Here is an 11,991-nt window from a genome sequence, read left to right on the forward strand (position 1 = left end):
CCGGTTCCAATGTTCTTGACACCTCGTGATCGCCACCTTGACGATGATCCGACCGCGGTCATCGACTCGCTGGCAGGGGCGCGATGGATGGGTCGGAGAATGTCCACCCGCGCCTGCCCCGCGCCCGGCGGTCGCCTCCTGAGGTCCACGGCCTCCGGCGGGATCGACTGCTGCACCTCCTCGACGAGCTGCCACAGGCCCGTCTCGGGCTGGTCGTGGCCCCACCGGGCGCGGGCAAGACGACGCTCATGGCGCAGTGGGCCGCGACCTGCGGGACCGACGTCGCCTGGTTGCGGGTGGACCGGGACGACGGGGCGGACGGCCGCCTGGCCGCACGGCTGTCGGAGGCGCTGACGGACCACCTGGTGCTGGGTGGAGGCCCGGCGACCATGACGCAGCTGGCGATCGCGGTCGAGCGCCGCACGGAGCCGCTCGTGCTGGTCCTGGACGACCTGCACACCGTGGCGGGCACGGCCGCCGAGGCGGACCTGGAGCGGCTGCTCCTCATGGCGCCCGAGCACATCCGGATCCTGCTCGGGTCACGGCGCCGTCCCGCCCTGAACTTCGCGCGCTGCGAGCTGCCGCGCACCCTCCTGGTGCTGGAGGACGACCTGGCGTTCCGCGGGTGGGAGGTGGAGCGGCTGTTCCGCAGCGTGTACCGCACGCCGCTGTCCGCGAACGACGCCGCCGACCTGGCCCGGCGCACCGCGGGGTGGGCGGCCGGGCTGCACCTGTTCAGCCTCTCCACCGTGGGTGCGGAGCCGACGGCGCGGCGGAGCGGGGTCGCGGCACTCGGCCGGCGCTCCCGCTACGCGAGGGACTACCTCGACAGCGAGGTCCTCGCCGACGTGTCCCGGGCGCTGCGCCGGTTCCTCGCGAGGACCACGGTCTTCGACCGCCTGACGGTCGAGCGCTGCGACGCCCTGCTGAGCCGGGGCACCAGCCGGCGCATGCTGACCGAGGCGGCGCGGCTGTGCCCGATGGTCACGGCGGACGACGCGGGGGAGACGTTCGTCGTCCACGAGGTCCTGCGCCGGCACCTGGAGACCCAGTTCGAGGACGAGGTGGGCAGCACGCAGGCGCGCGCGTGGTGGTGCCGTGGCGCCGACGTCCTGGAGGCGACCGGGGCGCCCGTCGAGGCGGTGCGGGCGCGGGCGCTCGGCGGGGACTGGACCGGTGTGCGCCGGCTGCTGCACGCGGGAGGCCCGGACCTGCTCGCGGCGGGCGCCCGGGCCTGGGCCGACGTCCTCCCGGCGTGGTCGCAGGAGGACGACCCGTGGGCCTCGCTCGTGGTCGCCAGGCGCCTGCTGGACGACGGGCGGCTGGTGGCGGCCACCGCGGCCGCCGAGCGCACCGAGCCGCGTCTCGGTGACCCGGTCGGTGCCGACCTGTGCCGCCACGTCGTCGCGACGGCCGCGGTCTGGGGTGTCACGCCGGACCTCTCGGCCGGGGACTGGCCGGCCCTCCTGCGTGCCGCCACCCGGCGCGACCCCGCCTCAGTCGCGCGGGACACGCGGGCCACCGGGTCGCTGCCGGTGCCCTACCGGGACCTGGTGCAGGGGCTGGCGTCCCTGCTCGCCGGTGACGCGACGTCGGGGGAGCAGGCGCTCGTGCGCTGCACGCACGAGCCGAACGGCGCCACCGTGCCGGCGCTCGCGGCGCGGCTGGCCATCGCATTCGTCGGCCTCCTGCGGCAGGACGCCGGGGCGTCGAGCCGCACGGTGGACCAGGTCGCCGCGGACGCCGACCGGTCCGGTCTGCCGTGGCTCGCACGGCTCGCGCGCGGGGTGGCGGACGCGTTCGACGCCCGGGGACCTGCCCGCGCGGACGGCGAGCCCGCGGGTGCGGACGCGGCTGCCGCCGTCGCGGCGGACTGCGACCAGCGCGGCGACCGCTGGGGCGCCCTGCTGGTGCGCGCCGCCTCCGCGATGGCGGGTCTGCGGGACGGGGACCTGGACCCCGCACCGTTCGAGCGCCTCGCCACGCGCTGCCGCGAGCTCGACGCCGGCGTGCCTGAGGCGTGGATGCGCTCGCTGCACGCGATCGTGGCCGGGGCGGGGGACCTGCCGGACGCGCTGGTCGACGCCGAGTCCGCGGAGTCCTACGCCCGCTCCGCGGCGGTGCCCGGGGCGCTGTGCCTGGCCTACGCGGGACTCGCGGTCACGCGGCCCGAGCAGCGGGGCGAGCTGCTCGACCTCGCGTCGATGTCGGGGGCCGCGACCGGTCTGGGTCCGGGCCCGTGGCGCTGGCTCGGCCCGGTGGCGGACCTGCTCTGGGGCCCGGAGCCGTCCGTCCCGGAGCAGCCGCTCCACGCGCCGTCCCTGCGCGCCCCTCGCCTTCCGTCCGCATCCGCGTCCGACCCGTCCGCGTCCCGGCCCACCGCGCCCGTCCCCGGCCGCACAGGTTCTCGACCACAGGGGCCCTCCACCCCGGCGCTGCCCGGTCCCGCGCCGGTCGCGCTGCGCTGCTTCGGCGAGTTCCGGATGGCGGTCGGCGGCCAGGCGCTCGACCTCTCGGTGGTCCGGCCGCGGGCCCGGTCGGTGCTGCGGATGCTGGCGGTCCACGCCGGGCGGATGGTGCACCGCGAGCAGCTGGCGGACGCGCTGTGGGCCGACGTCGAACCCTCCGCCGCGCTGCACTCGCTGCAGGTCAACCTGTCCAACCTCCGCGGTCTGCTGTCCGCAGGGGTGGGCGGCGGGCGGGGCAGCACCCTCATCGTCCGGGAGGGCGACGCCTACGGACTGGCGCTCCCGGACGGCTCGACGTGCGACGTGCTGGACTTCGAGCGTGCGCTCGGCGAGGCACGGACGGCGGCGGCCGGCCCGTCCGACGGGCGGACCGCCGGCGCGCTGCGCCGCGCCCTGGAGGTCTACGCCGGCGACCTGCTGCCCGAGGAGGGTCCGGCGGACTGGGCCGCCGCCCTGCGGGCGCAGTACCGCAGCCAGGCGGCCGAGGCGGCCGCCTCCCTCGCCTCGCTGGAGCTCCTGCGCGGCGACCCTGCCGCGGCGGTGGCCGCCGCCACCCGGAGCGTGGAGATCGACGTCTGCCTGGACGGTGCATGGCGCACGCTGATCGCGGCCTACCGGCTCCTCGGCGACCTGGCGGCTGGCGAGCGGGCCCAGCGCCGGTACGCCGAGGTCCTGCTGGACCTCGGCGTGGACCTGCGGCACGCGCCCTCCCGGGCCGGCACGACGTGGACGGCGCCGGCCGCGTCCACCGTGGGGGTCACCGGCGTCCGAAGATCTCCACCTCTCCCACCGCCACGGGAGCAGCCGGGTCCTGCGCCGGGTGCACCGACCCGATCGTCAGCGCCACGGCGGTGACGTCGTCGACTCCGAGCCGCAGCGTCTGCTCACCGGCCTCGTCGGCGAGCGCGAACTCCCGCGCCAGCACCGTGCCGTCCGACCGTGTCGCGGTGACCACCACGTCACGGGGACGCGCCTCGAGGAGGAACTGCTCCTGCTGGCGGGACGCGCCGGGGGTGACCAGCACGTAGACCAGCCGGAACGGCTCGTCGAAGGCCAGCTGCAGCGACTGCCCCAGCGCGGTGTCCGCGGCGCCGGGCGACCACGAACGGTCGAAGACGCCGTCGACCGCGAGGCGCGCCTCCCGGCCGGCCTGCTCGGCGGAGGCCGCCACACCGGCCGGCCGCACGGCCTCCACACCCGTGACCGCGTCGGAGACCATCGCGTACCCGGTCCGCAGCGCGTCCCGGGCGAGCCACCCGCCCACGCCGAGGCCGGCGACGACCAGCAGCGTCACGAGCGACCGGGTGGGGACGTGGCGCCGCGGTCTCGTGGTGGGGCGGGTGCCGGCCACCGTGACGGTGGCGGTACGACGTCGGCCCAGCCGCCGCCACCACGGCGGTCGGACGGCGACCGGGGCGTCGGCCAGGTCGCGGCCGCACCGCCGGCAGAACTTGCGCGTGGGCACGTTCCCCGCGCCGCAGTTGCCGCAGATCAGCTCCCCGGGTGCGGGCGGCGGCTCGTCGTCGGGTGGGGGCGGTGGTGAGGCCGGCGCCGGGGACTCGTCGCGCTCGGTCGGCTTGGCGACGCCGAACCGCCGAGCGCTGTCGTGCTCGCGGCGGGCGCCGTGGTCGACCGGTGCGGGTGGGAGGCCACCAGCCGGACCCGGTCCGGCGCCCGGACCGGGGCGGACGGCGGCGCCCCGGTCGACCGGCTGTCCGGCTGGTGCGTCGTCGACCGACGGAGCACCGGCGGCGGGGGACGACGTCATGCCGGGCCCCGCGGCGTCCCGACCGTCGCCGCCCCGGCCGGCAGCCGACAGGATCCTGTCCACGATGCGGTGCCGCTCCGGCTCCGGCTCGGCCGGGGGCGGGGTCGGTTCCGGCGCCGGGGGAGGCGCCTCGGGGACGGGGGGCGCGTCGACCCGCTGCCCCTCCCACTCCAGGTACGCCCCGCACTGGCCGCAGAAGCTCTCGCCGTCCTCGTTGCGGGCGGTGCAGCTCGCGCAGATGATCACCGGTCATCCCACCTCTCTACGACCCGCTCCCGGGCGCTGACAGCCCCGGTGGTGCCTGCGCCGGTCCCTCCGGGTGCGGCGCGTCGACGGCGCGAGGCGCCGCGTCGGTCCGCTCGCCACCGCGCACCACGACGACGGTGTGCGGCACGTGTGCCGGCTTGACCGCGTCCACCACCCGGTCCAGCCGGCGCAGGTCCAGGGCGTCGGGATCGGGCACCGTGACCCGCACGGTGAGCGCCGGCTCCCTGTCGCCCGGCATCGGCGCACCCGGGGACGCCGACCACGTGGTCCCGCCGGTGTCCGAGACCTGCACCGTCCCGTCGTCGGCCGGACCGGTCGGACCCGCTGGACCGGCCGGACCGAGGCCGAGGGTGAGCCGGACGGCGTCGGCGACGCCGGGCAGGGTGCCACGGCGCCGGTGGAGCAGCGCGGCCCCCAGGACGATCTCGCGTCGCTGCTCCACCGGCCAGGCCTCGTCCACGTCGATCCCCAGCCACTGCGCGACCCACGCCAGGAAGTCCGGGGGGCACAGCCGCGGGTCGATGTAGTCGTGCAGCGTGTCCAGGGTCAGCAGGACCGGCGCCAGGGCGTCGTCGAACGCCGCGACGAAGCCCTGGGTGAACGCCTCCTCCTGGTACACCGCCGGGAGCCGGCCCAGGAGCGGCACCCGGGTCGCCAGGCCCGGCACCATCCCGCGCACGTCAGGCCCCCGCCCGGACGCGCACGTGCGGGTCGAAGGAGAACACCAGCGCGTGCGGGTCCAGCTCGATCCGCTGGGTCGGCTCGCCGCGCCGGCCCGAGCGCGGGTCCGCCGGGTACAGCTGCACCTCGTCGACCATCTCCGTGCCGCGCAGCCGCTGGAGGACGGCGTACAGCTCGCCCGCCTGCACCGGTCGCCCGAAGGGCCAGCCGATGCCGTCAGGCCCACCGGTGATCGGGTCCAGGTACCGGTTGACCGCGGCGATGGCGTCGGTCCGGAGCCGCTCCAGCGAGAAGCGGTGCCGCGCCGTCAGCTCGGCGACCACGGTCACCCCCTGGTAGAACGGCGGCTCCACCAGGACACGCGCGCCGACGGGCCGGCGCTCGTCCAGGTGCGTGGCGATCGCCGCCAGCGCCTCGTCGGGAGGGATCAGGTCCTCGAACCCGCGGTGGCCGTCGTCGGGCGCCGGAGCGGCGTCCGGGACCACCAGGACGCGCACCCCCAGGGCCTCCTCGGGTGTGCGCGCCGGCACGCACCGCACCCGGGCGATCCCCGGCGCGGCCCGGCGGGCCAGCTGCTCGTAGTCCTCGGCCGTGACGGCCCGGTCGCGCGTCCGCAGGGCCAGCGGACCGCGCTCCTTGGCCTCGTCGATCGTCTCGCCGTCGACCCCGCCGTGCGCCGCCCGCCGGTTCTCCACCCGGTCCACGAACGGGACCGTGGTCCGCAGCACCACCAGGCTCCGCGCCGCGACGTTGCCGGCGGGTCCACCACCCGTGCGGTACTCGGGCACCCGCAGCGGTGCCCCCTTGGCCGGCACCGCCCCGAAGAGGCGCAGCGAGCCGTCCGGCTGGCGCAGGGCGGGTGGGAAGGTGACCTCACCGGTCGAGCGGTCCAGCCGGACGACGCGGTCACCGTCCGACGACCCGGCGAACGAGTCCACCTCCGTCCACTCGGTCCACCCCGTCTCGTCGGCCACCTCCACGACGAACGGCGAGCCGCTGGGGACGACGGGGTGCCGCTCGAGGAGGAAGGACTGGCCGGGCACGCCCTCGGACACGCCGAGCACCTCGTCGGTGAGCGTCGCGGCGTGGACGGCCGTCACGGTCCCCCCCACGGTGAACGCCGCGGCCGAGGAGACGATCGGCGAGGACCGGTACGGCGGGTACTGGTGCGGCGGGTCGACCACCCGGCACCGCAGCCACCCCGCCGCCAGCCGGCCCACCGTCGTCTCGGTGTGGCCGGCCGGGACGTGCAGGAGGACGTCTCCGGGACGGTTGAGCCCGCCCGTCCCGTCGTGCTCGACCTCGCAGCGACGCCAGCCCGTGCCGTCGCGCGCCTCCCACACCAGCGGGGGGTGCGTCGGGTCCACCCCGACCCCGTGCACCTCGCACTCGAGCCGGACCGCGACGACGCACGAGGGGGCGGCGCCGTCGAGCCCGAACAGGACGGCGTCGTCGACCTGCGGGGCGGGCGCGAACGCCGGGAACTCCACCCGCGCGGCGACGGCGTCGTCCCGGCGCTGGGGGTCGGCGCCCGCGGCCTGGGTGAGCACGTGGGCCAGCCGGCGCGGTGGGATGACGAGCTCGGTCTCGGTGGCGAAGACGATGGCCTCGTCCTGCTCGGTGCGCAGGGTCGACACCTCGGCACGGACCGGGACGACCACGGGATCGGGCTGCGGGGCCGAGAGCCACAGGACCACGTCGGTGGTCGCGGCGACCGGGGGGTGCAGGGTGACGCCGAGCAGGTCCAGGAAGGTGACGTAGAGCCGGTCCGGCACACGGTTGAGCCGGTAGAACAGCTCGTCGACCATGAACGCGAACGTCTCGATCAGCGTCACCCCGGGGTCCGAGACGTTGTGGTCGGTCCACTGCGGGCACCGCTGCTGGACCATCCGCTTCGCGTCGTCGACCAGCTCCTGGAACCGCCGGTCGTCGAGGTCGGGTGCCGGGAGCACCATCACGCACCGCCTTCCTGGGGGATGACGTAGAACGGGAAGACGAGGTTGCGGGGGTCGTTGGTGCCCCGGACGGCGTAGAGGACGTCGATGAAGAGGACGCCCTCCTGCACGGCGTCGAAGCGCACGACGACGTCGTGCAGGTCGATCCGGGGCTCCCACTGCTCCAGCGCGACCCGGACGACGTAGGCGATGTCCCCGGCCGTGGCCGCGTCGGCCGGGGCGAACACGTAGTCGTGGACGGCGCAGCCGAACTCCGGGCGCATGGGGCGCTCTCCCGGGGCGGTCGCCAGGATCAGGCGGATGCTCTCCTCGATCTCCCGCTCGCGGGTGACCAGGGCGATGCGACCGGTCGGATCCGTGCGCATCGGGAAGGCCCAGCCCGCGCCGACGAACTCCTGGCCCATCCCGTCCTCCTCGGTGCTCGGTCTGCCCGGTCCGCTCGTGCTCGGTCGTGCTCGTGGGTCCGGCGTCGCTCAGTTGATCCGCACGAGGGCGCCCTTGACGGTCGTCGTGGCGCCGCCGGAGAGCTCCGCGGTCGCGTCGCCGGCGACCTTGACGGTGGCGCCCTTGATCTCCACGCCCCCGGCGCCCTCGACCGTGACCTGGCTCCCCTTGAGCTCCAGCGCGCCGGTCGCGGTGACGGCGACCCTGGTGCCCTTCACCGCCACGTCCCCGCCGGTCGTGGTGACCCGCACGTCCTTCTTCGCCGTGACCGTCAGGGGTCCCTCGGAGGTGATCGTGATCCCGGCGTCGCGCTTCTGGGTGAGCGTGATCCTCTGCGCCCCGCCGTTCGTGCTCAGCGTCAGCGCCTCGCCGTCGGGCGACTCGAGCAGCTCCAGGAGCATCCCCGTGCGGGACACGAAGGCCCGGCGCGTCACCGCGCCGTCGGTCGAGCCGACGTGCTTCGACCACGGTGTCGCGGGGGCGTCCTTGCCGTTGTACAGACCGCCCAGGACGAACGGCTGCTGGAAGCTGCTCTGGCCGAACGCGACGAGGACCTCGTCGCCGACCTCGGGCAGGACGACGGCGCCGCGCCCCGCACCTGCTCCGGCCTGCACCGTCCGGGCCCACCAGCTCTCGTAGGTGCCGGAGAGCACGGGGAACTTCACCTTGACGCGGCCCTGGCCGTCCGGGTCCTTGAGGTCGGTGACCTGCGCGGTGACCACGCCCTGCACCGTGGGGCCGCTGCGGGCGGCGCCCGCGGCGACCCCGTAGAGCGAGCGCTCGGAGGCGTTGCTGACGGTGAACGACGTCAGGTAGCCCTGGTCGGCGGAGAAGTCGTGCCGTGTCGCGCTGAGCGTGTACCGGCCCTCGAAGGGCTTGCCGACGTTGACCAGCGTCACCGCGACGCCGGCACGGACCTGCGGGTTCCCGCGCACGACGCCGTCCAGCTCGGCGAAGCCACCGGCGAGGTGGTCGGCGAGCGCGCGGGCGGCCGCGTCGCACTGCGACTGCTGCCCGAACGTGGAGGCCGGGACGACGTAGCGCGGGCTGCTGAAGGTGGACGCGAGACCCGCCGGGCTGACGCCGTCGAGAGCCGCGCTCGCGGTCCGGGCCGGTGCCACACCCACCAGCTCCCGCTTGGCCGTCACGTCCCAGCCGCGCACCTCGACCTCGGGCACCTGGCCCGCGGACGTGACGGTGGCGCGCAGGCTGACCAGGTTGACACCTCGCTCCAGCACCAGCGGGTCCTGCCGCGCCCCGGCCGCGCCGCTGGGCGCCTGCGTCGCGGGGGTGGGCGCGCGGAAGTCGAGGGCACCGTCCACGACGGCGAGGACCGCCCCGGTCTGGTCGGCCAGGCCTCGCAGGAAGTCCCAGTCGCTCACGCCGTCCTGGGCGACGTGCGGGAGCACGGGCCCGCGGACGTCGATGCGGCCCGCGGCGATGCCCGCCCGCTGGGCGACCGTGCGGGCGATGTCCGCCGCGGTGACGTTGACGTAGGCCTCGACCCGGCGGCCGCGGAACAGCCGGTGCGACATGTCCAGCCCGCGCACGACCGTGCTGACCCCCGCGCCTCCGATCTCGGTCTCGACGGCGGTGACCTCGCCGGAGACGAGCGGCACCGGCCCGCCGGGGCCGCTCGACTGGACCGACAGGCGCAGCTTCGTGCCGATGGTGATCCGCGCGCGCTGCAGCACCGAGGCGTTCTCGTCCCGGAACGTCAGGACGAACAGGTCCGGGACGTTGCTGCTGTCGTCGACGTAGCCGCTCACCAGCAGGGCGGCGACGTCGTCGGCCAGCGGCGCCCCGGCGACCTCCACCAGGAGCGTGTTGCTGTGCTCCTCACCGTGCGGCACCGGTCGCCACCCCCCGGGTGTCACGGTCGGTGCGGGCGTCCCGGTCGGTGCGGCCGTCACGGGGGAGCGGGCCGCGACGACGCGCTGCCGTGCCGTCCCACCCGGCGGGCCCCCGGTCGAGCTCGTCGACGGTCGGCAGCAGCAGGTGCACGCCGGGGCGCAGCCGGGTCGGGTCGTCGACCCGGTTGACCGCCGCGACCGCCCGCCACAGCGTCGCGTCGCCGTACTCGGCGTAGGCGATGCCCGCGAGGGTGTCGCCGTCGACGACCACGTGCAGCCGTCGCGGGACGAGACCGCCGGACGTCGGGTTCTGCTTGGGCGTCTCGCCCGCGAGCTCGTCGAGGGTCACCGTGCAGACCGCGCGGATCGGCAGCCCGCTGGACGTGAACAGCGTGTACTTCGCCTGCACGCTGCTGATGTAGGCCAGGAAGCCGGTCAGGTCGCCCCACCGGAACAGCACCCACGGCGGTGAGCCCTTCTTCTGCTGATGGGTGGCCTGCGTGGGCACGCAGCAGGTGAACAGCCGCTCGACGCGGGCGACGACGCTGCCGTCCTGGGTTCCCGAGGCGTCGAAGAACATCTCGAGCGTCAGCTTGGACGGCTGGGGTCCGTTGTACTGCGGCGGACCGCTCTTCTTGTTGCCCTTGCCGGTCTCGCGGGACCACGAGGCGGTCTTGGCGAGGGTGAGCTCCTTGGGGTTGAACTGGAACTCCAGCCGGTCGAGCTTGGGGCCGGGCTTGGTCAGCGAGCCGTCCTTGGAGGGCTCGAACAGCTGCAGGTAGGCGTGCTCGAGGCTGGGGCGCTGCGCGGAGGCCGCCGAGCCGGACTTCGGGCTCGAACCGGCCGCCGACATCGCGACGGGGCTGGCGGACACGGCGCGCCTCAGACCCTGACCTGCTCGGCGGTGAACCCGTGATGGGCGATCTCGACCGTCTCGGTGAGCACCTTGGGCTGGTCGGGGTTGAACGACGGTCCGGTCCAGCGGATGGGGAGCACGTCCCGCAGGCTCCACCGGGCGATCTCCTTGCCGTCGGCCCGCATCGCCACGATGGTGCCGCCGGACAGCGTGTAGCCGTTCACCATGGCGGCGAACAGGCGCGCCACCTGCTCGGTGTCCCGGCCCAGCGGCCGGCTCAGCTTGATGTTGGGGTACTTGAGGCGCGTGAACATCTGCACCACGGAGTCGTTGCGGCCGCCCTCCTCACGGGTCTCGACGACCACCTCGCACCCGAGTCCGTCGCACGTGTCGAAGGCGCCGAGCTCGGCGCCGTCCAGGGACACGCGGTAGCGCACGCTCACCGCGGTGTCGACGTCCTCGGGCCTGGCCATGGTCCACCCCTCTCAGCGGGTGTCGGTCCGGAGGCCGCGCCGCTCCCGGTCGAGCAGCATGTCGGCCTTGATCTGGCGGGTCAGCGGCCCGACGAGCCGCCGGGCGAGCTCCTCCAGCTGCTCGGGCGAGGCCCCCCCGCCGGCCGTGGCGCCCCCGGCGACGGGCGCGGGCGGGCCGGCACCGGCCCCCACCGGGGGCGAGGGCTCGCCCGTACCCGCCTCGGCGCGCTGGACCGCGGGGCCGGCGGGGTGCGGGTGGCCCGGGTCGTCGCGCCACGGCGCGGGCTCGTCGGTCGAGGGGGCAGCAGGCTGCCGGTCGGCGTAGACCAGCACGGCGGTGCCCGGGTCGGCGCCCGCCAGTCGCTGCACGGCCGGAAGCGCGCCCGTCGACGGCAGCGAGAGCGTGGGGAGCCCGTCCCCCGCAGGGTCGAGCCCAGGGGTCGGGCCGGCCGGCGAGGGCACGAGCCGGCCGGCGGCGTCGGGGGGGCCGGCCCACGAGGGAGCGGCCAACGCGGCGGGCGCCAGCGCGGTCGCGGTCGACGTCGCCGCCGGCTCGTGGCGGGCGGTCCGCTGCACCGCCGCGGTCCGCTGCACCGCCGCGGTCCGCTGCACCGCCGCGGTCCGCTGCACCGCCGCGGTCCGCTGCACCGTCGCCGTCCGCTGCACCGTCGGGGTCCGCTGCACCGCCGCGGACGATGCACCACCCCGGGGCGGGACGGCGTCCCGACCGGCGGGCGCCGGGTCCCACCCCGACCGGTCCGGCCGGACGGGCTCAGCGTCCACGACCCCGGGTGTCCACACCGGCACCACGGCGTCGGACGCCGACGGGGAGGCACCGCCCCAGGCGGAACCGGGTCCCACGGTGGTGTCGTCGGCCCGGACGGTGGCGTCGTCCGCGACCGCGGCGGCGCGCGCCAGGGTGGCGTCACGTGCAGCGGCGGCGTCGTCCGCGACGGCGGCGTCTCGCGCGACGGTGACGCCACCCGCGGCGCGGGACCCGGCCCCGGCACGCTGCACGGTCCCGACGACCGCGCCCCGGCCGAGCAGCGGCACGGAGCGCTCCGTCCTCCCGACCGCGATCTCTGACCTGAGGCCGGCCGCACGCTGCACCGGCCACGGCGGGTCACCGGACCGGTCCGACCGGGGCCCGACGGCGGCGCTCGCGACGGCCCGGGGCGGCACGACGCCGGCGTCCTCGAGGCCGTCCGGTGCGGCTCGCGGTCCGG

General features: G+C 76.2%; 8 protein-coding genes and 1 pseudogene. 1 reads left to right on the plus strand and 8 read right to left on the minus strand.

The window, feature by feature from the left end:
* Positions 1 to 215 precede the first annotated feature (215 nt).
* The gene (locus tag CAE01nite_RS05075; RefSeq protein WP_146900907.1) at positions 216 to 3,323 is read left to right on the plus strand and encodes an AfsR/SARP family transcriptional regulator; all 3,108 of its coding nucleotides are present in this window, start codon (positions 216 to 218) and stop codon (positions 3,321 to 3,323) included.
* On the opposite strand, the gene CAE01nite_RS05080 is transcribed toward CAE01nite_RS05075, so the two are convergent.
* The 8 genes and pseudogenes from CAE01nite_RS05080 to CAE01nite_RS05115 form a co-directional block, all read right to left on the minus strand.
* A complete protein-coding gene (locus CAE01nite_RS05080; RefSeq protein WP_146900910.1) occupies positions 3,226 to 4,482 on the minus strand; it encodes a zinc ribbon domain-containing protein in 1,257 nt (418 codons plus the stop codon). The two genes, CAE01nite_RS05075 and CAE01nite_RS05080, sit on opposite strands and share 98 nt — an antisense overlap.
* Before the next feature lie 16 nt (positions 4,483 to 4,498).
* Entirely contained in the window at positions 4,499 to 5,173 is a 675-nt protein-coding gene (locus CAE01nite_RS05085; protein WP_246131019.1) for a phage tail protein, read from the minus strand.
* Positions 5,174 to 5,183: 10 nt separating this feature from the next.
* On the minus strand, positions 5,184 to 7,139 hold the full coding sequence (locus CAE01nite_RS05090) for a putative baseplate assembly protein (protein WP_146900932.1): 1,956 nt from the start codon (positions 7,137 to 7,139) through the stop codon (positions 5,184 to 5,186).
* Complete coding sequence (locus tag CAE01nite_RS05095) at positions 7,139 to 7,543, minus strand: GPW/gp25 family protein (RefSeq protein WP_146900914.1); 405 nt, start codon at positions 7,541 to 7,543, stop codon at positions 7,139 to 7,141. Before CAE01nite_RS05095 ends, CAE01nite_RS05090 begins: the two co-directional genes overlap by 1 nt.
* Before the next feature lie 69 nt (positions 7,544 to 7,612).
* Positions 7,613 to 9,436, minus strand: a complete 1,824-nt coding sequence (locus tag CAE01nite_RS05100) for a VgrG-related protein (RefSeq protein WP_146900917.1) — start codon at positions 9,434 to 9,436, stop codon at positions 7,613 to 7,615.
* Positions 9,423 to 10,310: a CIS tube protein gene (locus tag CAE01nite_RS05105; RefSeq protein ID WP_246131018.1), complete on the minus strand. Its 888-nt coding sequence runs from the start codon at positions 10,308 to 10,310 to the stop codon at positions 9,423 to 9,425. The genes CAE01nite_RS05100 and CAE01nite_RS05105 overlap by 14 nt, the downstream gene beginning before the upstream one ends.
* A gap of 8 nt (positions 10,311 to 10,318) precedes the next feature.
* Positions 10,319 to 10,765 (minus strand): phage tail protein, encoded by a 447-nt coding sequence (locus CAE01nite_RS05110; protein WP_146900920.1) that lies wholly within the window; start codon positions 10,763 to 10,765, stop codon positions 10,319 to 10,321.
* Positions 10,766 to 10,777: 12 nt separating this feature from the next.
* Positions 10,778 to 11,991 (minus strand): annotated as a pseudogene (locus CAE01nite_RS05115) (hypothetical protein); the annotation flags it as partial.

Source organism: Cellulomonas aerilata (assembly GCF_007991755.1).
GTDB lineage: Bacteria > Actinomycetota > Actinomycetes > Actinomycetales > Cellulomonadaceae > Pengzhenrongella > Pengzhenrongella aerilata.

Excerpts from the sequence above, each read along its gene's own strand:
- CAE01nite_RS05085 (WP_246131019.1), bottom strand. The coding sequence starts at position 5,173 with ATGGTGCCGGGCCTGGCGACCCGGGTGCCGCTCCTGGGCCGGCTCCCG.
- CAE01nite_RS05090 (WP_146900932.1), bottom strand. The coding sequence starts at position 7,139 with ATGGTGCTCCCGGCACCCGACCTCGACGACCGGCGGTTCCAGGAGCTG.
- CAE01nite_RS05095 (WP_146900914.1), bottom strand. The coding sequence starts at position 7,543 with ATGGGCCAGGAGTTCGTCGGCGCGGGCTGGGCCTTCCCGATGCGCACG.
- CAE01nite_RS05110 (WP_146900920.1), bottom strand. The coding sequence starts at position 10,765 with ATGGCCAGGCCCGAGGACGTCGACACCGCGGTGAGCGTGCGCTACCGC.